This window comes from Acidimicrobiales bacterium (assembly GCA_034521975.1).
In the GTDB taxonomy this organism is placed as follows: domain Bacteria; phylum Actinomycetota; class Acidimicrobiia; order Acidimicrobiales; family SKKL01; genus SKKL01.
The window spans coordinates 469,096-494,724 of the sequence record JAXHLR010000005.1 but is presented as its reverse complement, the minus strand read 5'-3'; the positions used below and the strand labels follow the sequence as shown (position 1 = coordinate 494,724).

Genomic DNA, 25,629 nt, shown 5'->3' with positions numbered 1-25,629 from the left:
CGACCAACGCCAGGGGTGCAAGCCGCTCACGTTGCGTTCCCCGGCCCCGGAGACCACCGCCTCGTACACTCGGAAGTGACCCAGACCCCGACGACCGGGCCGCCATGCGCTACCACTTCGGCCGCTTCACGATCGACACCGACACCGTCGAGCTCCTCGACGACGGCCACCCCGTCGACATGGAGCCCCAGGCGTTCGCGGTCCTGACCCACCTGATCGAGCAGCGCCACCGCGTCGTCCCCAAGGAGGAGCTGCTCGACACCGTGTGGGGAGACCGCTTCGTCACCGCGTCGGCGCTCACCACCCAGATCAAGCAGTGCCGGCGGGTGGTCGGCGACGACGGCGAGGCCCAGCGGTTCATCCGAACGGCGCACCGGGTGGGCTACCGGTTCGCCGCCGAGGTCACCGTCGAGGACCCGGACGCGGAACCGACGGGGTCGACCCCGTCCCGAACCTCCTGGTCGCCGGCCGCCCCACTCTGGAACGGGGCGAGCGGGACGTCCCTGTTCGGCCGGGAGGGCGACCTCACTCGGCTCGTCGATCGGATCACGAACCACCGCTTGGTGACGATCACCGGCACCGGCGGAGTCGGCAAGACCTCGCTGGCGACCCTCCTCCTCGACGTCGCGCCGTCGGCGCTGGGGATCACCGACCACCACCTCTGCGCGCTCGGCGCCACGCGAACGCCTCATGCACTGGCCAACGTGGTGCTGGGCGCCCTGGGCGAGGGCCAGCAGGGCGATGCCGAGCCGGCAGAGTCGATCATGCGCATCCTCGGCGACCGAGAGGCGCTGCTCGTGCTCGACTGCTGCGAGCATGTCGTCGAGGAAGCGGCCCGCTTCGCCACCGAGCTGATCCATCGCTGCCCCGGCGTGCGGGTGGTGGCGACGAGCCGCCGACCCCTCGAGGTCCCCGGCGAGTCGCTGCTGGTCCTCGAACCGCTCTCCCACCGCGATGCCGCGGCGTGCTTCCGGGCCAGGGCGGCCGATGCCGGAATGGACCTCCCTGCCGACGACCCTGCCCTCGACGAGCTCGTCGATCGCCTCGACGGCATCCCGCTGGCGATCGAGCTGGCGGCGGCCCGGACACGCCTCCTGTCGCCGGACGAGATGCTCCGGCTGCTCGACGACCGCTTCCGCCTGCTGCGAACCACCGGGCCCGACGACACCGGGAACCTCGACGATGCCGATGCCGCCCGGCACGCCTCGCTCCACCGCACCATCGCCTGGTCGTGGGACGCGCTCGACGACCACGACCGGGAGCTGCTCGCCCAGCTGAGCGTCTTCGTCGGGACCTTCTCGCTCGACGACGTCGCCGCGGTGGCGCTTCCGGGGGCCGACCCCTTCGATGTGATCGAGTCGATGGAGCGCCTGCTCAGCAACTCGCTGGTGGTCGCGACGACCGGGAGCGACGCCCGCACGCGATTCCATCTTCTGGACTCGATCCGCGAGTTCGCCGCGGCCCAGCTGGCCGACCCGGTCGGATCCAAGCACCGCCACGTGGTTCACTTCGCCGTGCTCACCGAGCGCCTCGACGCCGCCTTCCAGACCCCGGCCATCGACGAGGCGCTGCGGTCCTCCCACGCGGCGTGGCCCAACCTTCGGGCGGCGGTCGGCTATGCCCACGAGGACGGCGACACGACATCGATCCGGCGCATCGTCGCCGCCATCGGCGACTACGCCGAGCTGTTCCAGCTCTTCGAGCTCCTCAGATGGTGCGACCAGGCCGACCTGGGCGACCGACCCACCGACGGACTGGCCGCCGACGCCCTCGCGGTGTGGGCACGGATGCTGGCCCACAGGGGCGAGTGGGACCGGGCGCGGCAGCTCGCCGAGATGGCCCGGGACGCGCACGAGTCCCACGCCACCGTGCTGGCCACCATGTGGTGCGACTACTACCAGGGACACCTCGACCGCGTCGTCGCCGACGCCGGACGCCTTGCCGATCTCAGCCGCGGCGAGATCGGGATGGAGCGGGGGTTCGCCGACGGCTTCGTCGCCATCGCCGCCGCGGTTCGCCAGGAACCCGTGCTCGAGACCACCGACGTTCGACCCGACCGAGCCCAGCACGGCGTCCTCGGCGTGTTCGACTGCCTCTTCGCCGGGCTCCAGCTCTGTGCCGCCGATCCACAGCGGGCAAGTGAGCTGCTCGAGGCGGTGGTGATCGCCTCGCTGCGCCACGACTATCGCCTCCTGCTCGGGGCCGCGGCCAGCACACTGACCCAGATCACCCTGCCCGGCCAACCTCGGGAGAAAGCTGCCCGGACGTTGTGCCGGACCCTCGAGCGGTACCGGGAGCGGGGCATGTGGATGTTGATCTCCGCCGACACGATGATGGCGGCACGTCTGCTCGCCGACCACGGCGACACCGACACCGCCAGCCGGCTGTTGGGATCACGGCGCGCCACCGGCTACCGCACCGGAATCTCCGAACTCATCCGCACCCAGCTCGAAGACGAGCTCGTTCAGCGGATCGGACAACGCCGCTACGAGCAGCTCAGCGATCAGGGAGCGGCCTGGAACCCCACCCAGGCGGCCGGGGTGGCCATCGACGGCCTCCGCCGCCACCTCGTCGCCGACGATGGCTCAGAGGGTGACGGCTCGGAGGACGCCGGTGACGGCGTGGCGGAAACCCCGCCTGCTCAGGCTGGCTTGCGGGCCCGGAAGGTGTGAGCGTTGACCTGGAACTGACGGGCGCGATCCTCGCCGTTGGTGCCGCCGAAGGTGTCGGTCGGCATTCCGACCGCCACGTCGCTGAAGCCCGCCGCGGTGATCAGATCGCACCAATCGTCGACCGAGAGCGCGCCCGCGATGCAGTCGGTCCAGAGGTCGATGTCGCACCGGGCGGCATCGGGCACCTCGGCGCCGACGGCGATGTCGGCGAACTGCAGGCAGCCGCCGGGGCGAAGGATCCTGGCTGCCTCGGCGAACACCACCGCCTTGTCGGCCACGAGGTTGATGACCCCGTTGCTGATCACCACATCGGCCCACCCGGCGTCGATGGGAACGTCCTCGAGGATCCCCTCGCGGTACTCGACGTTGGTGGCATCGACCAGCCCGGCCATGCGGGTGGCCCGCTCCAGCATCTCGGGGGTCATGTCCACGCCGACGACTCGGCCCTCCGGACCAACGATCCGGCTGGCGACCAGGCAGTCGAACCCGCCGCCTGATCCCAGATCTGCCACTCGGGAGCCTTCTGGGATGGGTCCGGCGGCGAAGGGGTTGTCGACCCCGGCGAAGCTGGCGATCGTCTCGTCGGGCAACGCCGCCAGGATGTCGGACGGGTAGCCGAGCCGTTCGGCCAGGGGTCGACCGGTCTGGAAGTGGAACTCGGCATCGGGGTTGGTGGCGACGTCGCTGTACTTGCTGCGCACCGCGGTACGCAGCTCTTCCGCGTCGACGAGCAGGTCCTGGTTGGTGGTCATGGGGCTCCTCCAAGGGTTCGTCACGACCGGCTCCTTCACCGGCCTCCCGACACCGTCTCCCGAAGCAGGCCCAGAGTCATGAGGAAACCATGAGGGTTCGGTGGTTCCGAGGCCTGCACGCGCACCGGCCGGCCCCACAGGGCCGGCCGGTCGGTGGAGATCGAGGGGAGCGCTACTCCTCGGGAGGCTCTTCCATGTCGAGGTCGAGGCAGTCGAACATGGCTTCGGTGACCGCGAGGCCCAGTTCCTGTTCGAGCTCGGGATCATCGATGGACTCGAGGTCGCCGTCGCCCTCCTCGGATGCGGCAAGCACGGTTTCGGCACCGACAGCGTCGACGACGGCCTCGGCCATGCAGTCGGCGGCTTCGCGGTCCATGCCCAAGGCCTCCATCTCGCCCTCGCCCAGGAACAGGTCGCTCAGCTCACTCTTCGCTTCGGCTTCCGCGCCGCCACCACCCCCATCGTCTCCGCAGGCGATGAGTCCAAGTGCCAGGACGGGGATCGAGATGACGGCCGTGATTCGGGTACGGACTCGGCGCATGGGGGAGCTCCTTGCAGTGGGGGTCTGGCATCGTCCAGCGAACGGGTCGCCAAACGCTATTGGCCGCCGGGTTCGCGATCAAGGACCGATGCGCCGTGGGAGACTCGCCCGATGGAGCTCGCCACCCGGCACCGGTTCGCAACGGCCCCCGACCGCGTGGCAGCCGCGATGGTCGATCCCACGTTCGTTCCCGAGTTGGTGAAGATCCTCGACGTCGGAGCGGCGGAGGTGGTCGAAGCCGGCCATGACAGCACGAGCAGCTGGTTGTCCACCCGCCTCACCTACGACGGCTCGCTCGATCCCATCGCCGCGCAGGTCCTGGGGTCGAAGCATCCGAGCTGGGTGCAGACCTACCGCATCGACGCCTCGGAAGTGACAGGACAGCTCACCATCGAACCCGACCACCACGCGTCGCTCATCTCGTGCTGGGCCGACATCGCCCTCACCGCCACCGACGGGGGAAGCGAACGCAGCATCCGGGGGGAACTGAAGGTCCGCGTACCGCTCCTGGGCGGCAAGGCCGAACGGGCGTTGGTGCCCGCCATCGCAGCCCGGATCGACGCCGAGGCCGCGCTGCTCGACGGCTGGCTCACCCGGTCCTGAGCCACGCCCCGGCCGACGGCGCGACCCGCCAGATCCGCGACCATGCGCCACCATCGGGATCGGCGATCACCTCGCCGACCGCACCCGGCTCGCACAGCGCCACCACACAGCCACCCTCGCCGGGTCAGAGCCCTCCAATGCCGTCGCGGCGTCCCGGACCCGGCGGTTCTCCGATGAGACGTGGGCGGAAGCGACGGCCTCCCCCGACACGCACCGATCCCGTACCTGCCCATAGTCGGAGTCGGACAAGGCGCGCTGCTCGCCCGAGTGCACGACCACCACCTCGGCCCCGGCAGGCACCTCAACGGGCTGGAACCACCGCGGGTGCCGGGTCGAGGTCGCTGACCAGCTCGACCCGGTCGCCCCCAGGGCGGCCCTGGACGGTCACCCCCAGGTCGATGGCCATCGGCAGGACCAGACCCCCGGTGTGGTCGGTGTGGTCGCCGATGAGGTTCACCCGGCCGGGAGCGTGCGCGGTCAGGTGCATCCGGCCATTCTCGCGGCATCCTGATCAGGTGGGAACCGACCGTCATGTGGCCGATCTCGTCGACAGCGCCCTCGACACGACCGTGGTCCTGGGCTTCTCCCGGGTCGGCATCGCCACCCGCCGCTACCTCGACGAATGGTCGGGAGAGTCGACGGTCTGGGCCGCCGAGCTGCCCTCGATGTCGGGACAGACCGCCGTGGTCACCGGTGGATCGTCCGGACTCGGAAAGGCCGCCGCCACCCGGCTCGCGTCACTCGGCGCCTCGGTCTGGTTGCTGGTTCGCGACGAGGCCAAGGGCCAGGCAGCGGTGGAGGAGATCGGCGATGCCTCGGGCAACGACGATGTCAGCTTCCTGCTCGCCGACCTCGCCGATCTGTCGACGGTGCGGGACTGGGCCAGCGAGCTGTCGGCCAGCGTCGACTCGATCGACGTCCTGGTCCACAACGCCGGGCTCCTCGCCGAGGACCGGACGGTCACCGTCGACGGCATCGAGCTCACCCTGCAGGTCCACGTCGTCGCACCGTTTCTCATCACCGGCTTGCTGTTGCCCCAGCTCGCCGCGGCCGCGGGGCGCATCATCACCGTCGCCTCTGGGGGCCTCTACACCCAGCCGCTCGTCATCGACGACCTCCAGAGCGAGCACGACTACCGCGGCAGCACCGCCTACGCCCGGGCCAAGCGCGCCCAGGTCCTGATGACCGAGGAGTGGGCGACGCGGCTGGCTCCGCTGGGCATCACCGCCCACGCCATGCACCCCGGCTGGGCCGACACGCCCGGTGTCGAACGTTCGCTCCCGCGCTTTCATCAGCTCACCGCGCCGCTGTTGCGGTCACCCGACCAAGGTGCCGACACCGTGGTGTGGCTGGCGGCGACACCGACCGACCAGCTCGACAGCGGCCGGTTCTGGATGGATCGCAAGCCCCGACCCACCCACAAGGTGCCGTGGACCCGCAGCGGCGACGCCCACCGCGACCAACTGTGGGATCGCCTCATCCACCTGGCCGGCATCGACGACCCGACCCCGTAGGAGGAATCACCCATGGCTGCCACCTCGCACATGCTCGATCTCGGAACCGTCGCCCCCGACTTCGACCTGGCCGACCCCGACGACAACCGGGTCACCCGCGACGACGCCGCCGGTGAACACGGCCTGCTGGTCGCCTTCGTGTGCAACCACTGCCCGTATGTGAAGCACGTCGGGCGCGAGCTCGGACTGCTCACCCAGCGATGGATGAGCCGGGGCATCGGTGTGGTCGGCATCAACAGCAACGATCCCGAGGCCTACCCCGACGACGCCCCGGAGATGATGGCCGCGGCCGCCAGGGGCTGGGGCTGGGACTTCCCCTATCTGGTCGACGAGACCCAGCAGGTCGCCAAGGACTATCGGGCCGCGTGCACCCCCGACTTCTTCCTGTTCGACCGCGACCTGCGCCTGGTCTACCGGGGCCAGATGGACGAGAGCCGCCCCGGATCGGACGTGGCGGTGACCGGCGCCGACCTCGACGCCGCGGTCAAGGCGGTCATCGCCGGTGAGCCGGTGCCGGTCGACCAGGCACCGTCGATGGGCTGCTCCATCAAGTGGAAGCCCGGCAACGAACCGACCTAGCGCATCACTCGAAGGGTCGCTCGTCCCACCAGGGGTAGAGGTCGGGCAGGTCGGTGGCGGCCGACATCGTGAACCGGGGCGGGCGCTTCTCCAGAAACGACTCGACACCCTCACGGGCATCGGGAGAGGCACCCATGCGTTGCATGGCCCGCGAGTCGATCTTGTGGGCCTCCATGGGATGGTCGGCACCCAGCATCCTCCACATCATCTGGCGGTTGAGCGCGACCGATGCCGCCGACGTCTCGGTGGCGATCTCGACGGCGAGGTCTCGGGCTGCGCCCAGCAGCTCTTCCTCGGGATGGATCTGGTTCACCAACCCACCGCGCCGCGCCTCGTCGGCATCGAACACCCGCCCGGTGTGCACCCACTCCGACGCCTGGCCCATGCCGACCAGTCGAGGCAGGAACCAGCTCGAGCACGCCTCCATGACGACACCCCTCCGGGCGAACACGAACCCGAAGCGGGCGCTGTCGGCCGCCAGCCGGATGTCCATCGGCAGCGTCATGGTGACGCCGACCCCCACCGCCGGGCCGTTGACCGCGGCGATCACCGGCTTGGGGCTGTCGTAGATCCGCAGAGCCACGCGACCGCCACCGTCGCGCTCGGTGACCATCGGCTCGTCCGCCTCGGCACCACTCGGGCGCCGAGCGTCGGCGTCGAAGGTGTCGCCGCCGGCCCCGAGGTCGGCGCCCGCGCAGAACCCCCTGCCCCGCCCGGTCACGATCACCGCCCGCACATCGTCGTCGGCATCGATGCGGTCGAACACGTCGAGCAGCTCGTGCACCATCCGGCCGGTGAAGGCATTGAGCCGGTCGGGCCGGTCGAGGATGACCGTTGCCACCCGGTCCTCGACGTCGTAGGCGATCTGCTGGTACTCCATGGTCGCTCCCCTCCTGTGCCCGGAGCCGCTGCCTGTCGGGAGATCAGACGTCGAGGAAGCGACTCACCGCGATGCCAGAGCCGATGGCACCGACGAGCATGCCCACCACGAAGATGAACACGCTGGTGCCGACCAGCTCGCTGGTGCTGACGACGAACCCCTGCAGGACCTGGAAGCTCTCGGTGTTCTGCAGCCAGCTCTCGAAGAAGTTGTTGAGCACCACGACCGACCCCACGGCGATCGACGCGCCCACCACTCCCTGTATGAGGCCCTCGAGCATGAACGGGATGCGGATGAACCAGTTCGTGGCGCCCACCAGCTTCATGACCTCGATCTCGCGACGTCGGGCGAACATGGCCATGCGGATGGTGTTGAGGATGAGCAGCCCGGCGGCGAAGAGCAGCACCGCGGCCACGATGAGGATGGCGAACGACATCAGCCGCGACAGCTGCTGGAGGGTCTGCACCGCCTCGAAGGCGAACACCACGCGATACACACCAGGCCGGTTCTCGAACTGCTGACCGAGGGCGCGGATGGCATCGGCGTCGGGGTTGTCGGGCACCACCCGGAACGACGGCGGCAGGATCTCCGGCGACACCGCGTCGATCATCTCGGGGGTGTTCCTGAACAGCTCGACGAACTCCTCGTAGGCTTCGTCCTTGGTGACGTAGTGCCACTCGTCGACGGCGGGGCTCGATTCGAGCGCCTCACGGACCGCCTGCTCCTGGACCGGTTCGGCCTCGGGGTTGATGAAGACGATGAACTCGATGCCGCCCTCCCACCGGGCGGTGGCGTTCTGCACCCCCTGGCGGAGCAACAGCGCCGAACCGACCAGCGACAGCGACACCGCGACGGTGACCATCGATGCCAGCGTGAGGCTGATGTTGCGGAGGAGGTTGTGCCCGGTCTCGCGGGCGATGTAGTCGACCTTGGCCACGTTGTTCCTAGTCGTAGACGCCGCGCGACTGGTCGCGGACGATGCTGCCGTGTTCGAGCTCGATGACCCGGCGACGCATGGTGTCGACGATGCCGCGGTCGTGGGTGGCCATGACCACCGTGGTGCCGGTGCGGTTGATGCGGTCCAGCAGTCGCATGATGCCCACCGAAGTGGTGGGGTCGAGGTTTCCGGTGGGCTCGTCGGCCAACAGGATGAGCGGGCGGTTGACGAAGGCCCGGGCCACCGACACCCGCTGCTGCTCCCCACCGGAGAGCTCGTGGGGATAGCGGTGGGCCTTGCCCTCGAGGCCCACCAGCTCGAGGATGGCGGGCACCTGGGTCTTGATGACGTGCTTGGGCTGGCCGATGACCTCGAGGGCGAAGGCGACGTTCTCGCCGACGTTCTTGGTCATGAGCAGCTTGAAGTCCTGGAAGACGCAGCCGATGTTGCGACGCAGGTACGGGATCTTCCACGACGACAGCTGTCCGATGTCCTTGCCCGCGACGTAGATCTCGCCCTCTTCGGGGGTCTCCTCGCGGTTGAGCAGGCGGATGAAGGTGGACTTGCCCGAACCGGAGGCTCCCACCAAGAACACGAACTCACCCTTTTGGATGTCGACGCTGGCACTGCGCAGCGCGACCACGTCGTCACCGTAGGACTTGGTGACGTTCTCCAGCTTGATCACAGGGGCAGATCTCCCGGCGGGTCGGGGCTCGACGATGTTACGATCACGTTACCGCAGCGCGGACCCCTCACTGTGTCATCCCGTCAGTCGCGGTGCACAACGGCCATCGGCGCTCCCTCACGCTGGAGGCGCGAGGCCGTGCGCTCCCACGAATCGGGAGGAGCGGGCACGATCCGGTGGCCGGGAATCTCCACCTGGGTGGGCAGGAACCCGACCTCGACCACCTCGAACGGTTCCTGCGGGCCGGCCTCGAAGGCCACCTCGACCAGCACCCCGTCGCGGCGGGCAGGTTGGCCCATGTTCGACAACAGGTTCCCGACCCCGTAGGCCACCCAGGTGCCATCGACCACCTCGACCGGCTGGATGACGTGCGCGTGGTGTCCGATGATGAGATCGACATCGCCGGTACCGGCCACCGCGGCCGCCACGTCGCGCTGGTACTGGTTGGGCGCATGCACGTACTCGGCACCCCAGTGCAGGCTGACCAACACCAGGTCGGCGCCCTCGGCGCGGGCGCGAGCCGCGGCCTCGCCGATGCGCGCCGGGTCGATGAGGTTGGCCCGCCACTCCTCGCCTGCCGGGCGCCGCAACCCGTTGAAGCCGTAGGTGTAGGAGAGGTGGGCGATGCGGTGACCTCGAACCTCATAGGTGCGGATCGTGGCTGCCTCCTCGGCAGTACGGGCAGCCCCGGCATGACCGACACCCACCCGGTCGAGGTGGTCGAGCGTGGCGTCGATGCCGTCGACGCCCTGGTCGAGGGTGTGGTTGGAGGCGAAGGAGCAGCCGTCGAACCCCGCGGCGGCGATGGCGTCGGCCAGTTGGTGTGGCGCGTTGAACCGGGGGTAGCTCGCCAGCCCGGTGTTGTCGGCCGACAGAGGAACCTCCAGATGGCAGATCCCCAGGTCGGCACCACCGATGACATCGGCCACCGGCTCGAACATCGGACCGAAGTCGAACCCGTCGTCGTCGGCATAGCTGCGGGCCGACTCCCACACCGATTCGTGGATCAGGAGGTCGCCCCCGACGACCACGCTCATCCGTCGGGTCCGTTGCGACGGGTCGAGCCTGACCAGCGCCTTGGCCGGGGTGGAGGTCGCCGCGCTGATCGCGACCGATCGCTGGTGTCCGGCCAGCTGGGGGCCGGCAGCCCGGTCGGCCTCGGCGGCCGAGCACGCCGCGAGCACCGCTGCCATCACGCCCACCACGAGGGCGGGCGAGCGACAGCGGCCGGTGATCACTCGGTGTTCGCTGCGGCGCGCCGCCACCGCAGGTAGGACTCCATGAACCCGTCGAGGTCGCCGTCGAGCACGCCGTCGACGTTACCGACCTCGTGGTCGGTGCGCAGGTCTTTCACCATCTGGTAGGGGTGCAGCACATATGAGCGAATCTGGCTCCCCCAGCCCACCTCGTGCTGCTCCCCCGCGATCGCTGCCAGCTCGGCCTCGCGCTGCTCGCGCTCGCGATCGGCCAGCTTGGCGACCAGGATCTGCATCGCCCGGTCCTTGTTCTGGCGCTGGCTCCGCTCGTTCTGGCACGAGGTGACGATGCCGGTGGGGAGGTGGGTGATCCGCACCGCCGAATCGGTGACGTTCACGTGCTGGCCGCCGGCACCCGAGGACCGGAAGGTGTCGATGCGCAGGTCCTTGTCGTCGATGTCGATCTCGACCTCGCCCATCTCGATGAAGGGAACCACCGAGAACGACGCGAATGCGGTGTGGCGCCGGGCGTTGGAGTCGAACGGTGAGATCCGCACCAGACGGTGGACGCCCCGTTCGGCCTGCAACAGACCGTAGGCGTAGCGACCTTTGACGATGAAGGTTGCCACGGTGATGCCCGCCTCCTGACCCGCCTGCACCTCGTCGAGCTCGACGTCGAAGCCTCGGCGCTCGGCCCAGCGGATGTACATGCGCAGCATCATGTTGGCCCAGTCCTGGGAGTCGGTGCCGCCGGCACCGGAGTGGATCTCACAGACCGCATCCCGCTCGTCGTGCTCGCCCGAGAAGAGCGAGCGCAGCTCGAGCGCGTCGAAGCGGACCCCGAGTGCGCCCAGTGCGTCGTCGATCTCGGGCTCGAGGCTGTCGTCACCCTCCTCGCGAGCCATCTCGTAGAGGGTCTCGACCTCTTCGATCGCCTCGAGGAGCGAGTCGACCAGGCCCAGGTCGTCGTTGACGGCGGTGAGCTCGGTGGTGACCTGTCGTGCCTTGTCGGGATCGTCCCAGAGATCGGGGCGCGAGGCCTCGGTCTCGAGCTGGGGCTGGCGGGCCCGCAGCTCGGGCACCTTGAGGTACCCCTCGGCCTCGTCGAGACGGCGGCGGAGGACCACGAGCTCGTCGGTCAGGTCACGCACCGTTCACCGACCGTGGCACAGCTTGTACTTCTTGCCGCTCCCACAGGGGCAGGGTTCGTTGCGACCGGTCTTGTCCCAGTCGGATTTCACCACCGGGGTGTTGGTCTGCGGTTCGGAGGGCTTGCCGGGCTGGGCGGGCGCACCCGAACCGAGCACGCCGGTGGAGGTGCCATCGGGTGCGGAGTACTGGACGTCGCGGACCCGCGTCTCGTCCTGGGGTGCCGGGGGCTGCACCGCCACCTCGACGTGCATCACGTACTTGACGAAGTCCTGGGCGATGGCGGTCATCATCGCCCCGAACATCTCATAGCCCTCGCGCTGCCACTCCATGAGGGGGTCCTTCTGACCCATGGCCCGCAGGTTGATGCCGCTCTGCAGGTAGTCCATCTCCTGGAGGTGCTCGCGCCACTTCTGGTCGATGATGCGCAGCATGACCTGACGCTCGACCTGGCGCATGACCTCGGATCCGAGGGTCTCCTCGCGCTGTTCGTAGTAGGCGGTCGCCGCCGCCATGACGCGGTCGTAGAGCTCGTCGGTGGAGGTGGCATCGGCGAGATGATCAACGGTGAGCTCCGACGGCCAGTAGGTGGCCAGGTCGGTGACGAGCCCGTCGAGGTCCCACTCCTCGGTGAAGTCGGTGACGCAGTAGGTGCCGATCACACCGTCGATTGCTTGCGCCAGCGCTTCGAGCGTCTCGTCGCGGAGGTCTTCGCCCTCGAGAATCTGGTTGCGGCGCTGGTAGATCACCTTGCGCTGCGCGTTCATGACCTCGTCGTACTTGAGGACGTTCTTGCGGATCTCGGCGTTGCGCTGCTCGACGGTGTTCTGGGCCCGCTCGATGGCCTTGGTGACCATCTTCGCCTCGATGGGGGCGTCGTCGGGAAGCGCCCTGCCCATGACCCAGTTCATGGCCCCGGTGGCGAACAGGCGCATGAGGTCGTCTTCGAGAGACAGGTAGAACCGGCTCTCGCCGGGGTCGCCCTGGCGGCCGGCGCGACCCCGAAGCTGGTTGTCGATGCGGCGGCTCTCGTGGCGTTCGGTGCCGCACACGTAGAGCCCGCCGAGCTCGCGCACCTTCTCGCCCTCGCGCTGGGTCTCGCCCTCGAACCGGGGGAGCAGCTCGGCGATGCGGGCCTGGCCCTCGTCGATGTCGGGGTCGAGGCCTTCGGCCTGGGCTTCGCGCTTGGCCAGCAGTTCGGGGTTGCCGCCGAGCAGGATGTCGACGCCCCGACCGGCCATGTTGGTGGCGACGGTGACCCCACCGAGACGGCCGGCCTGGGCGACGATCTCGGCTTCGCGGAAGTGCTGCTTGGCGTTGAGCACCTCGTGGCGGATGCCTTGGCGGTCGAGCAGCCCGGACAGGGTCTCGGAGTGCTCGACCGACGCCGTGCCGACCAGCACCGGTTGCCCGACCCGGTAGCGCTCGGCGAGGTCGTCGACCACGGCGTTGAACTTGGCTTCCTGGGTCTTGTAGATGAGGTCGCCGAGGTCCTGGCGGATCATGGGCTTGTGGGTGGGGATGGGCACCACGTCGAGGCCGTAGGTGCCCATGAGCTCGGCCGCCTCGGTCTCGGCCGTGCCGGTCATGCCCGCGAGCTTGTCGTAGAGCCGGAAGTAGTTCTGGAAGGTGATCGTGGCGAAGGTCTGGTTCTCCTCCTTGATCTTCACGCCTTCCTTGGCCTCGACCGCCTGGTGGAGGCCCTCGGACCACCGACGTCCCTCGAGGATGCGGCCGGTGAACTCGTCGACGATCTTCACCTGGGAGTCCTGGACGATGTAGTCCTTGTCTCGCTTGTACAGCTCCTTGGCCTTGAGGGCGGCGCTGAGCTGGTGCACGAGGTTGGTGTCGACCTGGTCGTAGAGGTTGTCGATCCCGAGGGCGGCTTCGACCTTCTCGATGCCCGACTCGAGCGGCGAGACGGTGCGCTTCTCCTCGTCGACCTCGTAGTCCTCGTCGCGGGTGAGACCCCGGACGATGCTGGCGAACTGGTAGTACATCTGGGCCGCGTCGGCCAGGCGTCCCGAGATGATCAGTGGGGTACGGGCCTCGTCGATGAGGATCGAGTCGACCTCGTCGATGATGGCGTAGTTGTGGCCCCGCTGGGTCTTGCGCTCGAGCGACATCACCATGTTGTCGCGCAGGTAGTCGAAGCCGAACTCGTTGTTGGTTCCGTAGGTGATGTCGGCCGCGTACTGGGCTCGCTTGTAGGCCGGATCGTTGTGGCCGGGGACCACCAGCCCCACGTCGAGTCCCAGCCAGCGGTAGACGCGGCCCATCCACTCGCTGTGGAAGGTCGCCAGGTAGTCGTTGACGGTGACGACGTGTGCGCCCTTGCCGCTGAGCGCGTTGAGGTAGACGGGCATGGTGGAGACGAGGGTCTTGCCCTCGCCGGTCTTCATCTCGGCCACCCACCCGAAGTGCAGGGCGGCGCCTCCCATGAGCTGCACGTCGAAGTGACGCTGGCCGATGACCCTGTTGGCGCCCTCGCGAACCACCGCGAACGCCTCGATGAGCAGGTCGTCGACGGTCTCACCGTTGTCGATCCGCTGCTTGAACTCGACGGTCTTGGCCTGCAGCTCGGCGTCGGAGAGCGCCGCGGTCTCGGGTTCGAGTGCGTTGATCTCGGGCACCAGTCCCGCCAGGGCCTTGAGCTTCTTGCCCTCGCCGGCGCGGAGGATCTTGTTCAGCATTCCCATGAGGTCTCCGAGTCTACCGATGCGCCCTTGCGGTGGCGTTCAGCCCGCGTCTCCGGTGTCCTCGTCGGCGCCGGCATCGCTCCTGGCACGTCGGTGCAGGCCCTCGAGCGCTGCCCTCAGCTCGGTGCGGGCCATGGACGCGTCGACGCCAAGGGCTGTCGCGGCCGCGGGAATGTCAGCGCCCTCGGCCAGCCGGTCGAGCAGCTCGCGCTGACGATCGGACGGCGCCCACGCACCTGCGTCGTCGGGATCGGGCGGGGCGTCGCGCTGCGAGCGGCGAATGCGATCGAGCTCGAGGCGGACAGCTCGCGCCAGCGCCGGCCCGAGCACGACACCGCCCATGTGGACCGACCGGACCGCGTCGGGAAGGACCCCCATCGACTCCTCCTTGCGGAGATGGCCGACCGCTCCTGCCCGGATGGCCGCCAACAGCTCGTCGAGATCGTCGCTGACCGTCAACACCAGCACCCGCGACCACGGCCGGGCGCGACGGATGCGCTCGGTGGCCTCGATCCCGGTGCCTCCGGGCATGCGCAGGTCCATGAGCGTGACGTCGGGCGCATGATCGACGGCACGCTCGACCGCCTCGGCTCCGGTGGTGGCCTCGGCCACGACCTGCATGCCCGAGTCTTCGAGCGCGGTGACCACTGCTCGACGGAACAGGGGGTGGTCGTCGCACACCAGGACCCGAAGCGTGGCGTCATCGGTCATCGCTTCGCACGCTACCGGCTGTGGAGCCAGGGGCCGGGGTGGCCGCGGCAACGAGCCCGATCACGCGAGCGGCGCCGGCCCGACGCAGCGGGGTCGCCGCGGCAGAGAGGGTGGCGCCGGTGGTGACCACATCGTCGACCAGGACCACCACGTTGCCGGGGTGGCGGCGCACCCCGACGAAGGCCGCGACGTCTCGGTGCCGGGCCGAGGCCGACCGGCCTGTCTGGGACGACCCCGCCTGGCGGCGCAACAGGCGCCGTGCCGGGACCCGCAACCGGCGGGCCACCGCCCTGGCCAGCAGTTCGGCCTGGTCGAACCCGCGGGCGCGCCGCCGGGCGGCGGTCGTCGGTGCCCAGGTGACCACCTCGGGCCTGGCGCTTCCCGGCAGCACCGCGACCATGGCGTCGGCGAGCCAGCTCGTGGCTGCCCGCTGGTCGCGGTACTTGAGGCTGGTGATGAGGGGCCGGGCCGCGTCCTCATAGGACACCGCGGCATGGAGTGCGTCGAGCCCCGGCGGCGGGAGGAGGCGGCCGAGGGGTGCGAACAGTTCGACGCACTCGAGGCAGGGGGCACCGCCGGACCGGCGGCAGATGGGGCAGCGGGTGGTGGTCAGCACGACCCCATCCTCCCTGTGACCTGTGACAACTCGAGCGAGCCCGCCGGCACGCCGTCGCTAGCCTGCCCCGGTGGTCCACGTCCCCGTCACCACCAGCTTCATCGTTCCTCGGCGCGAGCTGGCGCTGCGTCTGCCCCGCCTGTTCCTCGGCTTGGTGCTGTGCGGGTTCGGCTTGGCGCTGATGATCAACGCCGACCTGGGGCTCAGTCCCTGGGACGTGTTGCACCAGGGCATCAGCGAACGCAGCGGGATCCCCATCGGCACCGTGGTCATCCTCGTCGGATGCTCGCTGCTGCTGATCTGGATCCCGCTGCGGGAACGACCGGGCATCGGCACCATCGCCAACGCGGTGCTCATCGGCACGACGGTCAACATCACCCTGTGGTGGCTGCCCGAGCCCTCACTGCTGTGGCAGCGGCTGGTGTTCGTCACGATCGGGGCACTGCTGTTCGGCCCCGGATCTGGCCTCTACATCGGAGCCGGCCTCGGCCCCGGGCCCCGCGACGGGCTGATGACCGGCATCGCCCGGCGTGGTCCCTCGGTGCGTCGGGTGCGGACCCTGATCGAGCTGGGTGCACTGACCACCGGCTTGGTGCTCGGCGGCACCGTGGGACTCGGCACGCTGCTGTTCGCGCTGACGGTGGGTCCCAACGTCCAGTTCTTCCTCGGACGCTGGACGCCACGACTCTGAGGTCAGCGGCCAGGTACATCCTGGCCCGGGGGTGCAGGACGTCGCGAACATCGACCAGGTCCGAAGTCCTGGCATGAATGATGGTAGAATCGGTGCCATGCGAACAACCATCGATCGCGCCGGGCGGATCGTCGTGCCCAAGGCCATCCGCGAACGACTTCGCCTGCTCGCCGGAGGCGAGGTCGACATCGTCGAGCGCGATGGGGTCATCGAGATCGTCGCCGCCCCTGCGTCGGTCGAGCTGACCGAGACCGCGGAAGGCCTGGTCGCGACCCCGATCGACTCGCTGCCGCCGCTCACCGACGACGAGCTGTTCTCCGCCCTCGACCGCACCCGCCGGTGACCGCGCTCGACACCAGCGTCTGCGTTCCTGCCCTCCTGACCTGGCACGAGCACCACGACGCCTGCCGCGAGGCAACGGTCGACGCCCGCTTGCCCACCCACGTGATCGTCGAGTCGTACTCGGTCATGACGAGACTCCCCGCGCCGCACCGGGTCGACTCCACGACTGCCGACCGGCTCCTCAATCGGTGGACCGACGACGCACTGCTGACCGCACCCGCCACACTGCAGCGGAATCTCCTCTCGTTGGTCGCGGGAGCGGGACTCGAGGGAGGGGCGGTCTATGACGCCCTGGTCGGCCTCACTGCGGCAGAGCACGGTGAGCTGCTGTTGACACGCGATCGGCGCGCGACGCGCACCTACGACCGGCTCGGCGTGGCGTACCATCTGGTCGAGGGCCGGTAGTCGGATCAGGTGGTCTCCTCGGCCATGGAGCCCTTGGGTCTGGGGTTGCGGGCGGCGACGATGTCGGCGTGGCGCTCGGCGATGCGCTCGCTCCAGTCGCTGGCGGTGAAGAGGTAGAAGCGCCGCTCGCGGATGGCGTCCACGACCAGGGCGGCCACCTCGTCCGGCGGCTGGTGACCGGCCATGAAGTCGCGGATGAGCGCCCGGATCTGCTCCTGCTCCTCGGGCTCGCCGATGAGCGGCTCGGGCACCTGCTCGGGCCGGTTCCGGTCGGACTCGGCGATGCGGGTGCTCACCCAGCCCGGGCACAGCGCGGTGATGCCCACTGGGGACCCCGCGGCCGCGAGCTCGGAGTGCACGACCTCCGACAGGGCCAGGACCGCGTGCTTGGAGGCGTGGTACGGCGCCATGCCCGAGAAGGCGGTCAGACCGGCGACCGACGCGGTGTTGACGATGTGGCCGTCGCCGTGGCTCATCAGATGGGATTGGAACACCCGGTGCCCGTGGACGACACCCATCAGGTTGACGCCGAGCACCCACTCCCAGTCCGCGGTCCGCAGTTCGTGCACCGGGGCCGACGAACCGCTGACCCCGGCGTTGTTGCACACCACGTTGACCTGCCCGAACCGGTCGAAGGCAGCGGCGCCGAGACGGTCCATCTGGCCCGCGTCGGACACGTCGGTCGGGACACCGATCGCCTCGGCACCGCCGGTGACGAGCTCGTCGACCAGCTCGTCGAGCACCGGCTCTTCGACATCGGCGAGGACGAGCCCCATCCCGTCGGTCGCGAAGCGCCGGGCCATGGCCGCGCCGATGCCGCTCGCCGCGCCGGTGATGACCGCCACCTTGCCATCGAGCTCGTGCACATGTCCCCCTCTTCGGTCGCGACCGAGACGAGAGCTGGCCGCCCTCGCCCGATCTGCTTCGCGACAGCAGTTGGCGCGCCCGTGGGCGCGTGAACCGCGGTCCTCCTTCGCCCGATACCGGATTCGATTCAGTACTTGTAGTGGTCGGGCTTGTACGGGCCGTTGACGGGAAGGCCCAGGTAGTCGGCCTGGTCCTCGCTCAGCTTGGTGAGCTTCACCCCCAGCGCACCGAGGTGCATGCGGGCGACCTTCTCGTCGAGGTGCCGGGGCAGCGTGTACACCTTCTGCTCGTAGAACTCCTGGTGACCCCAGAGCTCCATCTGGGCGATCACCTGGTTGGTGAAGCTGTTCGACATCACGAAGCTGGGATGGCCGGTGGCACAGCCCAGGTTGAGCAGTCGGCCCTCGGCGAGCACGAGCACCGAGTGCCCGTCGGGGAAGACGAACTCGTCGACCTGGGGCTTGATGTTGATGCGCTGGACGTCGGACATGCGGTTGAGGCCGGCCATGTCGATCTCGTTGTCGAAGTGGCCGATGTTGCCCACGATGGCCTGGTGCTTCATGCGGCCCATGTGCTCGGCGGTGATGATGTCCTTGTTGCCGGTGGCGCTGATGAAGATGTCGGCGGTGTCGATGACGTCTTCGAGCGTGGTGACCTCATAGCCCTCCATGGCCGCCTGCAGCGCGCAGATCGGGTCGATCTCGGTGACGATGACCCTCGCGCCCTGACCGCGGAGCGACTGGGCGCAACCCTTGCCGACGTCGCCGTAGCCGCACACCACCGCGATCTTGCCGCCGATCATGACGTCGGTGGCGCGGTTGATGCCGTCGACCAGCGAGTGACGGCACCCGTAGAGGTTGTCGAACTTGGACTTGGTGACCGAGTCGTTGACGTTGATGGCGGGGAACAGCAGCTTGCCGCCCTCCATCATCTGGTAGAGGCGGTGCACGCCGGTGGTGGTCTCCTCGGTGACGCCCTTGATGGCCTCGGCGGTGCGGTGCCACAGCTGGGAGTCCTCCTCGAGCAGACGGCCGAGCAGTCGAAGCACGACCTCGAACTCCTCGGAGTCGGCGGTGTCGGGCGAGGGCACCGCACCCGCCTTCTCGAACTCGACGCCCTTGTGGACCAGCAGCGTGGCGTCACCGCCGTCGTCGAGGATCATGTTGGGGCCACCGCCGTCGGGCCAGCGCAGGATCTGCTCGGTGCACCACCAGTACTCGTCGAGGGTCTCGCCCTTCCACGCGAAGACCGGGACGCCCTTCGGCGAGTCGGGGGTGCCGTCGAGACCGACCACTGCTGCCGCGGCGGCGTGGTCCTGGGTGGAGAAGATGTTGCACGACGCCCAGCGGACCTCGGCGCCCAGGGCGGTGAGGGTCTCGATGAGCACGGCTGTCTGCACCGTCATGTGCAACGACCCGGCGATGCGGGCACCCGCGAGGGGCTGGTCGTCGTAGAACTCGGCGCGGGTGGCCATGAGACCGGGCATCTCGTGCTCGGCGAGACGGATCTCCTTGCGGCCGAACTCGGCGAGGGAGAGGTCGGCGACCTTGTAGTCGAGTGCGCCGGCGCGGTCGACGGACAGTTCGGTGAGGGTCATGTGTGGTGGGCTCCGTTGGACGGGGTCGGGGGACCGCGCGACAAGCGCGGCGAACAGCACGTTCCGGGCCAGGCTGGGGCCCACTGACCCACTCTGCACAGCCCAGCCCCGGAAGGCCAGCCGACAGTGTAGCTACCCTGCGGTGATCCGAACCGCTTCGACCGCGGGGGCCGGACCGGGGTCGATCCCTTCTCGCCGCGCGATCTCGACCGCGGCCAGGTCGCCGATGAGCACCAGGTCGAGGAGCTGGGCCAGCGCCCCGTCGCCCTCGGCCTCGACCCTGACCTGGTCGGCCACGACCTCGAGCATGAGGTCGTCGACCCGATCGAGGCGCTCGGTGTCGTTGGGGTGCTCGTGGTCGTGACGCAGGTCGAGCTGGGTGAAGACCTGGCGGGTCAGGTCGCCGTGCTGGCCCCATCCGGCGACCTCGTTGTGGCACAGCTCGGGCACGAAGTTGGCGAACGCCGCCACCTTGGCGGTGAGGTTGAACTGCTGCTTCCAGCGCATCGCGGCCACCCGCCCGATGGGTCCGGCGCCGTAGACGACCGGCAGGGTGCGGTCGATGGTGCGGGCCACCCGTGCGGCCACATCGTCGACCGACACGAGCTGGTCGCGCCGCCGGGCGAGTTGGGCGACGGCCCGGTCGAGCCATTCGCGGCCACCGGGGAAGAAGCCCACCTGTTCGAGGGCGATGAGCCCGGCGACGGCCAGCGGGACGAACTCGAGCCGAGGTCCGACGTCGTCGGGCAACTCGATCACCGGGGTCTGCCAGGCGCTGGTGAGCTCGGCGAGATAGCCGTCGGACCTGGTGACCGACACGAGCGATGCGCCGGTCTCATAGGCCGCCTCGGTGGCCTCCACCGTCTCGTCGGTGGCGCCCGACACCGACATGGCGATGACCAGGCTGTCGGGGGCGACGAACGACGGCAGCTCGTAGCCGCGGTGCACGACCAGCGGCACCGCCATGAACGGGCCGGCCACCGCCTCGAGCAGGTCGCCGGCCAGCGCAGCCTCGCCCATGCCGATCACCACGACGTTGGACACCTGCTCGTGACGCGGCAGCCCGTCGACGGGCCCGGCGGTGTCGAGCATGCGCGCGATGCGTTCGGGACGGCCCAGCAGGGCGTCGCGCAGCCCCGTCGAGTCCGGTGCGTCGATGGTCATGGCCGCCTCACCCGTCGGAGCCGGCCGGCTCGAAGGTGGGGGCGATGCCATCGGACTCCGCCTTGGCCACCAGTCGGTCGTGCTCGGCGTCGTCGACCCCCTCGGCCTCGTCGACCAGCATGATCGGGATGTCGTCGCGGATGGCGTAGCGCCGACGCAGACGAGGGTTGTAGAGGGCGTCCTCGTCGGCGAAGTAGAGCAGTGGGCCCTTGTCCTCTGGGCAGGCGAGGATCTCGAGCAGCTTGGGGTCGAGCGCCATGGGTTGACCTTTCGCGGTGCTAGGAGGCGGTGAGCAGTGAGCGGACCTCGGCCACATGAGTGTCGCACTCGGCACGTGTGGCTGCTTCGAGGTTGAGGCGCAGCAGCGGTTCGGTGTTGGAGGGCCGGAGGTTGAACCACCAGTCGCCCAGGTCGACGGTGAGCCCGTCGAGGCGGTCCTGGGGATGATCGGTGTAGGCGGCGGCCACCTGCTCGATGACGGCGTGGGGGTCGTCGACCTCGGTGTTGATCTCGCCCGACGCGGCGTAGCGGTCGAGCGGAGCGAGCAGCTCCGAGAGGGTGGTGCCGGCCTGACCGAGCTGCTCGAGCACGACCAGGCTGGCGATGAGCCCCGAGTCGGCCCGCCAGTTGTCGCGAAAGTAGTAGTGCGCCGAGTGCTCTCCGCCGAAGGCGGCGCCGGTCTCGGCCATGAGGGACTTGATGAACGAGTGCCCGACCCGGGACCGCACCGGTTCGCCACCGTGCTCGCGCACCACCTCGGGCACCGCCTTCGAGCAGATCAGGTTGTGGATGATCTTCGAGCCGGGGTACTTCTCGAGCACTCCGATCGAGATCAGGGCGGTCGTGAGCGAGCCCGAGACCGGCTCCCCCCGCTCGTCGACGAGGAACACCCGGTCGGCGTCGCCATCGAAGGCGAGACCGACGTCGGCCCCCACCTCGAGGACGCGGGCCCGCAGGTCGGCCAGGTTCTCGATCTGGATCGGGTCGGCGGGGTGGTTGGGGAACGTGCCGTCGAGCTCGGGATACATGACCTCGAGGTCGATCGGCAATCCGGCGAACACCTCGGGCACGACCAGTCCCCCCATGCCGTTGGCGGTGTCGGCCACCACCTTCAACGGCTGCAGCGCCGCGGTGTCGATGAAGGAGTGGGCGTGGGCGACGAACTCGGCCATGAGGTCCAGCTCGGTACGGGTGCCATGCGTGGCGGCCGGCGGGGGCGGGTCGGCGGCGGTGGCCTTGATGTCGGCCAGTCCCGACTCCTGGCCGACCGGCGCCGCTCCGGCGAGGCACAGCTTGATGCCGTTGTAGCGGGCCGGGTTGTGCGACGCGGTGAACACCGCGCCGGGTGCATCGAGCGACCCGGCCGCGAAGTAGATCATGTCGGTCGACGCCAGGCCGATGTCGACCACGTCGAGTCCCTGCTCGAGCACGCCCTCGGAGAAGGCGGCCACCAGCTCCGGTCCCGACGGCCGCATGTCGCGGGCGACCAGCACCCGGTCGCGCGGCGTCGGTCCGTCGGCGACGAAGCGGGCGAAGGCCGTGCCGATCCGATGAGCGATGTCGGCGTCGAGCTGGTCGGGGTAGACGCCCCGGATGTCGTAGGCCTTGACGATCTGGTCGAGCACGGACTGCTGGGGGGACGCCATGGGCCAAACCTAAGCGCTAGGTGTCGTCGGGGACCACCCCGGCGGGCAGGGCGGCGGGGTCGAACTCGGAGTACCCACCGCGGCGCAGCCTCCACGAGATCCGCAACAGGTCGAGCACCAGCACCGCGGTGTCGCGGGTGAGCCGCACGCTCGATCCCGTCGAGTTCACGACCCGCACCGGAGATTCGAGCAGCGACAAGCGGTGACGCTCGGCCAGGGCGAAGAGCTCGACGTCGAAGGCGAACCCGTCGACGCGTGCGTCGCCGAACAACAAGGCGGCGACGTCGCGGCGGAAGGCCTTGAGGCCGCACTGGGTGTCGGCGTGATCGCCGGCGAGGACGAGGCGGACCAACAGGTTGATGGCCCGACCGCCGACGCGCCGCAGCCAGGAGGCCGGAACCTCGGCGGTGGATCCGGGGATGTGGCGGCTGCCGACGACCATGTCCCATCCCGCCTCGACCTCGGCGAGCAACGGCAGGACCTGATCGGGCGCGTACGCGAGGTCGGCATCGGTGAACACCACGGTGCGCCCCTTGGCCGCCAGTGCACCGGCGCGGACCGCAGCCCCCTTGCCCGAGTTGTGATCGAGGGTGATCACCTGGTGGGCGCCCGCCTCGGCGGCGGCAGCGCCGGTGCGGTCGGTCGACCCGTCGTCGACGACCACCAGCTCCATGCCGCCATCGAGGTCTCCGAGCACCGCCAGGATCTCGGTCACGGTCACCGCGATCACATCGCCCTCGTCGTAGGCGGGCACGACGACGCTGAGTCGGATGTCGCCCGCCGGTGGCGGTCGGCGGCTCGGCACCCCGCGCGAGCAGGGTCGTGATCGCCGGTTCACGCTCGTGGACTCACCGGATCGACCAGTGATTCGGACCCGTCCTCGTCCTCGCCTTCTTCCTCGTCCTCGCCTTCTTCCTCGCCCTCGTCCTGGTCCTCATCACGTTCTGGCTCCTCACGGGTCCAGATTGGCATGGTCAGCGGCGCGGCGCGGGCGAGCAGCACAACGAGCACGATCCCGACTCCGGTGAGACCCCACCCGGCGATCTCGACCATGCTGCGCCCGTAGTTCAACTCGACGGTGGTGTCGGTGGGGATCACCACCATGAGGTTGGGGCTGACCCGCCATGGGCCCTCGGCACCGGTGGCCCGCCAGTTGGGGAAGTACGACACCTTGACCAGCACCGGCGTGCCGGGTTCGGACACCTCGAAGCGCACCCAGTCGTCGCCCGACTCGATCTCGCTGACGTCGACCGCGGGCAGCGGACGACGGACTGCCTGGTCGGGGGTGTCACTGCGCTGCCAGCTCTCGGGCCCGTCCGACGCCAACAGCACCTCCCACCGGCTGGGGGTCTGGAACCAGTCGGCGGTGGGTGGCAGCCACTCGTGGCCGGCGTCGCCCACGTCGTCGAGCACGACCGGCTCGTGCTCGAGCGGCTCGACCAGCGGGGCCCCGTCGACCTCGAAGACCACCCACGGGCCGCTGCGGGCGATCTCGGTGAGATCGGGGTGCCCCTGGGCGGCGTTGGTGGCGAGATCGGACAGCGCCATGTAGTAGCGGACGCCCATGAGCTGGAGCTGCTGGGCACCGAGCTCGATGTCGAAGTCGCGATAGGGCATACCGCGTTGGGCGCGCGAGGGCGATTCGGACAGCGACGACTGGGCGAGGAAGTGATAGGGCGTGGTCATCGACGACTCGAAGTAGAGGCCCTCCATCGAGGCGATGCACCCGTCGGTCCACATCGGCAACAGCATGGGTGCCATGGGCGTGCCGTAGCGGTCGAGCTCGCTGCGGTTGTACTCCCACAGGGCGCGACCACAGCCGCGGCGTTCGCCGATGTTGGCCATGGTGAGCACCATGTCCCGGTACTCGGGCCACGCGTCCTTGCGCTCGTAGCCCCTGAAGTTCCACCGCGCCCAGCTGGGGATGTAGCTGCTGTCGGTGGTCTCGAACGCGAAGGGCCAGGCGGTGCCGACCACGGGCGGGACCGGCCACCGGTAGATGCCGTCGCGCTCCTGGCCGAAGGGCAGCGCGTGCAGGGGGAAGGCGACCATGGCGATGCCGACCGCGGCCGCCAGCACGGCTCCCCCGGCCGACACCCAGGCGCGCAGCTCGTTCCGGGTGGACTCGGCCACCCACCGCACCAGCTCGGCGGCGCCGAACGCAGCCAGCAGATAGGTGCACAGGTGCACGAACGGCAGGAGGCGCTCGTTCCAGAGCCGACCTTGGGGAGCGACGACGAAGCCGACGCTGCCGATCAGCGCCATGGCGATGAGGAACATGGCCGGCGCCGAGCGCCGGACGAGCGCGGCGACCACCCCGATGATGGCGACATAGGCCACCCATCTGGCCTCCTGGGGGAACACGCGGGTCAGCCAGAACCCGATCTCCTCCATCACCCCCGCATCGGTCGGCGGAAACTTCTTCTCCCACCCCATGTCGTTCATGAACCTGCGCTGCCCCCAGAACGGCAGCAGCCACCACATGGCCAACAGCGCGCCCACCGGGGCGCTCGTCGCGATCCACCCGAGTCCGGGCTTGGAGGGATACAGGGCGAGCAGCACGAAGGTGCCGACGATGGCGAAGAACAGCGGTATCACGTGGGTGAGCGCGACGAAGGCGATCACGACCGCCGCCAGTGCCCGGTAGCGCCCGGTCTGCAGGCCGTTGGCGACCAGCGCCAGGTAGACCACGGCCAGGGTGAGGCTGATGGAGAACGCGAACTCGCCGGCCAGGGTCGACGGGATGTTGCCGCCGAGGATGCTGTAGGTGCGGTCGAACAGGAAGCCCACCGAACCGACGGCGAGGAGGGCGGGTGCCGGGTGGGCGAGACCGGCGAGGCGCCCGAAGAGCCACACCGCGACCGGCAGGGTGACCACACCCGAGACCGCCACCAGCTTGAACGCGACCCCGTAGGGCAGGACGACGTCGAGCGCGACGATGGCCAGCATCGGTGGCACCATGTAGAACTGCAGCACCGGCAGTCCCGCGTACCAGTCGGGCGACCAGCCGGTGAGGCGCAGGTCGGGCAACAGGTGGTCCCGCAGGTACGCCGGAGCCCACACGTGCGCGCCCATGTCGCCACCCGCCGGTGTGGTGTCGGCGACGATCAGCCGGGGTTGGAGCTGCAGGATGGTGAAGACGACCGATCCGCCCACGATCAACCACGTGACCCAGGTGCTCACCTGGACCTGGCCCAGGCGCTCGACCAGCCGGTCGACCCGACGGTTCAGCGCGGCTGCCGCGCCGGGACGCGCGTCGTCGGCCGCCTCGGAAGGCGGCCCGTCGGCCTCGGATGACGGTTCGTGGCGCTCAGCAGGGGGCGACGACATGCGCCGCACATCGTGGCACCTGGAACCACCGGGCGGGAGTCGGTGCTCGCGGC

Annotated in this window: 25 protein-coding genes; 7 read left to right on the top strand and 18 right to left on the bottom strand. The window is 69.4% G+C overall.

Going from position 1 to position 25,629, the window contains the following annotated elements:
- The first annotated feature begins 104 nt into the window (after positions 1-104).
- Entirely contained in the window at positions 105-2,672 is a 2,568-nt protein-coding gene (locus U5K29_09190; GenBank protein MDZ7678716.1) for a winged helix-turn-helix domain-containing protein, read from the top strand.
- Here U5K29_09190 and U5K29_09185 read toward each other — a convergent pair.
- Together U5K29_09185 and U5K29_09180 are read right to left on the bottom strand one after the other, a co-directional pair.
- Positions 2,642-3,424, bottom strand: coding sequence for a methyltransferase domain-containing protein (locus tag U5K29_09185; protein MDZ7678715.1), 783 nt, complete (start codon positions 3,422-3,424; stop codon positions 2,642-2,644). The two genes, U5K29_09190 and U5K29_09185, sit on opposite strands and share 31 nt — an antisense overlap.
- Before the next feature lie 172 nt (positions 3,425-3,596).
- Positions 3,597-3,965 (bottom strand): hypothetical protein, encoded by a 369-nt coding sequence (locus U5K29_09180; protein ID MDZ7678714.1) that lies wholly within the window; start codon positions 3,963-3,965, stop codon positions 3,597-3,599.
- A 111-nt stretch (positions 3,966-4,076) separates the two neighbouring features.
- Here U5K29_09180 and U5K29_09175 point away from each other — a divergent pair, with 111 nt between their 5' ends.
- Positions 4,077-4,568, top strand: a complete 492-nt coding sequence (locus tag U5K29_09175) for a DUF2505 domain-containing protein (GenBank protein MDZ7678713.1) — start codon at positions 4,077-4,079, stop codon at positions 4,566-4,568.
- 301 nt (positions 4,569-4,869) lie between these two features.
- On the opposite strand, the gene U5K29_09170 is transcribed toward U5K29_09175, so the two are convergent.
- Entirely contained in the window at positions 4,870-5,055 is a 186-nt protein-coding gene (locus tag U5K29_09170; protein ID MDZ7678712.1) for a galactokinase family protein, read from the bottom strand.
- 28 nt (positions 5,056-5,083) lie between these two features.
- On the opposite strand from U5K29_09170, the gene U5K29_09165 reads away from it, so the two are divergent.
- Positions 5,084-6,082 carry an SDR family NAD(P)-dependent oxidoreductase gene (locus U5K29_09165; protein ID MDZ7678711.1) on the top strand — a complete coding sequence of 333 codons (999 nt, stop codon included), beginning with the start codon at positions 5,084-5,086 and terminating at the stop codon, positions 6,080-6,082.
- 12 nt (positions 6,083-6,094) lie between these two features.
- A complete protein-coding gene (locus U5K29_09160) occupies positions 6,095-6,661 on the top strand; it encodes a thioredoxin family protein (GenBank protein ID MDZ7678710.1) in 567 nt (188 codons plus the stop codon).
- Between the two features lie 4 nt (positions 6,662-6,665).
- On the opposite strand, the gene U5K29_09155 is transcribed toward U5K29_09160, so the two are convergent.
- From U5K29_09155 to U5K29_09120, 8 genes are all read right to left on the bottom strand, one after another.
- Positions 6,666-7,541 carry a crotonase/enoyl-CoA hydratase family protein gene (locus U5K29_09155; protein MDZ7678709.1) on the bottom strand — a complete coding sequence of 292 codons (876 nt, stop codon included), beginning with the start codon at positions 7,539-7,541 and terminating at the stop codon, positions 6,666-6,668.
- 43 nt (positions 7,542-7,584) lie between these two features.
- A complete protein-coding gene (locus tag U5K29_09150) occupies positions 7,585-8,478 on the bottom strand; it encodes a permease-like cell division protein FtsX (protein MDZ7678708.1) in 894 nt (297 codons plus the stop codon).
- A 7-nt stretch (positions 8,479-8,485) separates the two neighbouring features.
- Complete coding sequence (gene ftsE / locus U5K29_09145; GenBank protein MDZ7678707.1) at positions 8,486-9,163, bottom strand: cell division ATP-binding protein FtsE; 678 nt, start codon at positions 9,161-9,163, stop codon at positions 8,486-8,488.
- 83 nt (positions 9,164-9,246) lie between these two features.
- Positions 9,247-10,356 carry a CapA family protein gene (locus U5K29_09140; GenBank protein MDZ7678706.1) on the bottom strand — a complete coding sequence of 370 codons (1,110 nt, stop codon included), beginning with the start codon at positions 10,354-10,356 and terminating at the stop codon, positions 9,247-9,249.
- Positions 10,357-10,397: 41 nt separating this feature from the next.
- On the bottom strand, positions 10,398-11,510 hold the full coding sequence (gene prfB / locus U5K29_09135; protein ID MDZ7678705.1) for a peptide chain release factor 2: 1,113 nt from the start codon (positions 11,508-11,510) through the stop codon (positions 10,398-10,400).
- Between the two features lie 3 nt (positions 11,511-11,513).
- On the bottom strand, positions 11,514-14,207 hold the full coding sequence (gene secA / locus U5K29_09130) for a preprotein translocase subunit SecA (protein MDZ7678704.1): 2,694 nt from the start codon (positions 14,205-14,207) through the stop codon (positions 11,514-11,516).
- A gap of 39 nt (positions 14,208-14,246) precedes the next feature.
- Positions 14,247-14,918, bottom strand: a complete 672-nt coding sequence (locus U5K29_09125) for a response regulator transcription factor (GenBank protein ID MDZ7678703.1) — start codon at positions 14,916-14,918, stop codon at positions 14,247-14,249.
- Positions 14,908-15,534 carry a phosphoribosyltransferase family protein gene (locus U5K29_09120; protein ID MDZ7678702.1) on the bottom strand — a complete coding sequence of 209 codons (627 nt, stop codon included), beginning with the start codon at positions 15,532-15,534 and terminating at the stop codon, positions 14,908-14,910. The genes U5K29_09125 and U5K29_09120 overlap by 11 nt, the downstream gene beginning before the upstream one ends.
- 70 nt (positions 15,535-15,604) lie before the next feature.
- Here U5K29_09120 and U5K29_09115 point away from each other — a divergent pair, with 70 nt between their 5' ends.
- The 3 genes from U5K29_09115 (at position 15,605) to U5K29_09105 (ending at position 16,972) form a co-directional block, all read left to right on the top strand.
- Positions 15,605-16,225 carry a hypothetical protein gene (locus U5K29_09115; protein ID MDZ7678701.1) on the top strand — a complete coding sequence of 207 codons (621 nt, stop codon included), beginning with the start codon at positions 15,605-15,607 and terminating at the stop codon, positions 16,223-16,225.
- A gap of 97 nt (positions 16,226-16,322) precedes the next feature.
- Positions 16,323-16,568, top strand: a complete 246-nt coding sequence (locus U5K29_09110; GenBank protein ID MDZ7678700.1) for an AbrB/MazE/SpoVT family DNA-binding domain-containing protein — start codon at positions 16,323-16,325, stop codon at positions 16,566-16,568.
- Complete coding sequence (locus tag U5K29_09105; protein ID MDZ7678699.1) at positions 16,565-16,972, top strand: type II toxin-antitoxin system VapC family toxin; 408 nt, start codon at positions 16,565-16,567, stop codon at positions 16,970-16,972. Before U5K29_09110 ends, U5K29_09105 begins: the two co-directional genes overlap by 4 nt.
- 5 nt (positions 16,973-16,977) lie before the next feature.
- On the opposite strand, the gene U5K29_09100 is transcribed toward U5K29_09105, so the two are convergent.
- The 7 genes from U5K29_09100 to U5K29_09070 all read right to left on the bottom strand — a co-directional run bounded on the left by U5K29_09100 (position 16,978) and on the right by U5K29_09070 (position 25,576).
- The gene (locus U5K29_09100) at positions 16,978-17,838 is read right to left on the bottom strand and encodes an SDR family NAD(P)-dependent oxidoreductase (GenBank protein MDZ7678698.1); all 861 of its coding nucleotides are present in this window, start codon (positions 17,836-17,838) and stop codon (positions 16,978-16,980) included.
- Between the two features lie 128 nt (positions 17,839-17,966).
- A complete protein-coding gene (gene ahcY / locus U5K29_09095; GenBank protein MDZ7678697.1) occupies positions 17,967-19,436 on the bottom strand; it encodes an adenosylhomocysteinase in 1,470 nt (489 codons plus the stop codon).
- Positions 19,437-19,568: 132 nt separating this feature from the next.
- Positions 19,569-20,600: an SIS domain-containing protein gene (locus tag U5K29_09090; GenBank protein ID MDZ7678696.1), complete on the bottom strand. Its 1,032-nt coding sequence runs from the start codon at positions 20,598-20,600 to the stop codon at positions 19,569-19,571.
- A 7-nt stretch (positions 20,601-20,607) separates the two neighbouring features.
- Entirely contained in the window at positions 20,608-20,859 is a 252-nt protein-coding gene (locus U5K29_09085; protein ID MDZ7678695.1) for a Trm112 family protein, read from the bottom strand.
- A 19-nt stretch (positions 20,860-20,878) separates the two neighbouring features.
- The gene (manB, locus tag U5K29_09080; GenBank protein ID MDZ7678694.1) at positions 20,879-22,246 is read right to left on the bottom strand and encodes a phosphomannomutase/phosphoglucomutase; all 1,368 of its coding nucleotides are present in this window, start codon (positions 22,244-22,246) and stop codon (positions 20,879-20,881) included.
- 16 nt (positions 22,247-22,262) lie between these two features.
- On the bottom strand, positions 22,263-23,051 hold the full coding sequence (locus U5K29_09075; protein MDZ7678693.1) for a glycosyltransferase: 789 nt from the start codon (positions 23,049-23,051) through the stop codon (positions 22,263-22,265).
- A 29-nt stretch (positions 23,052-23,080) separates the two neighbouring features.
- Complete coding sequence (locus U5K29_09070; protein MDZ7678692.1) at positions 23,081-25,576, bottom strand: 6-pyruvoyl-tetrahydropterin synthase-related protein; 2,496 nt, start codon at positions 25,574-25,576, stop codon at positions 23,081-23,083.
- Positions 25,577-25,629: the final 53 nt, after the last annotated feature.

What these genes read in the sequence shown, in the direction of transcription:
- U5K29_09190 (MDZ7678716.1), top strand. Translation starts at nt 105, where the DNA reads ATGCGCTACCACTTCGGCCGCTTCACGATCGACACCGACACCGTCGAG.
- U5K29_09185 (MDZ7678715.1), bottom strand. Translation starts at nt 3,424, where the DNA reads ATGACCACCAACCAGGACCTGCTCGTCGACGCGGAAGAGCTGCGTACC.
- U5K29_09180 (MDZ7678714.1), bottom strand. Translation starts at nt 3,965, where the DNA reads ATGCGCCGAGTCCGTACCCGAATCACGGCCGTCATCTCGATCCCCGTC.
- U5K29_09175 (MDZ7678713.1), top strand. Translation starts at nt 4,077, where the DNA reads ATGGAGCTCGCCACCCGGCACCGGTTCGCAACGGCCCCCGACCGCGTG.
- U5K29_09170 (MDZ7678712.1), bottom strand. Translation starts at nt 5,055, where the DNA reads ATGCACCTGACCGCGCACGCTCCCGGCCGGGTGAACCTCATCGGCGAC.
- U5K29_09160 (MDZ7678710.1), top strand. Translation starts at nt 6,095, where the DNA reads ATGGCTGCCACCTCGCACATGCTCGATCTCGGAACCGTCGCCCCCGAC.
- U5K29_09155 (MDZ7678709.1), bottom strand. Translation starts at nt 7,541, where the DNA reads ATGGAGTACCAGCAGATCGCCTACGACGTCGAGGACCGGGTGGCAACG.
- U5K29_09140 (MDZ7678706.1), bottom strand. Translation starts at nt 10,356, where the DNA reads ATGGCAGCGGTGCTCGCGGCGTGCTCGGCCGCCGAGGCCGACCGGGCT.
- secA (MDZ7678704.1), bottom strand. Translation starts at nt 14,207, where the DNA reads ATGGGAATGCTGAACAAGATCCTCCGCGCCGGCGAGGGCAAGAAGCTC.
- U5K29_09125 (MDZ7678703.1), bottom strand. Translation starts at nt 14,918, where the DNA reads ATGACCGATGACGCCACGCTTCGGGTCCTGGTGTGCGACGACCACCCC.
- U5K29_09110 (MDZ7678700.1), top strand. Translation starts at nt 16,323, where the DNA reads ATGCGAACAACCATCGATCGCGCCGGGCGGATCGTCGTGCCCAAGGCC.
- ahcY (MDZ7678697.1), bottom strand. Translation starts at nt 19,436, where the DNA reads ATGACCCTCACCGAACTGTCCGTCGACCGCGCCGGCGCACTCGACTAC.
- U5K29_09090 (MDZ7678696.1), bottom strand. Translation starts at nt 20,600, where the DNA reads ATGACCATCGACGCACCGGACTCGACGGGGCTGCGCGACGCCCTGCTG.
- U5K29_09085 (MDZ7678695.1), bottom strand. Translation starts at nt 20,859, where the DNA reads ATGGCGCTCGACCCCAAGCTGCTCGAGATCCTCGCCTGCCCAGAGGAC.
- manB (MDZ7678694.1), bottom strand. Translation starts at nt 22,246, where the DNA reads ATGGCGTCCCCCCAGCAGTCCGTGCTCGACCAGATCGTCAAGGCCTAC.
- U5K29_09070 (MDZ7678692.1), bottom strand. Translation starts at nt 25,576, where the DNA reads ATGTCGTCGCCCCCTGCTGAGCGCCACGAACCGTCATCCGAGGCCGAC.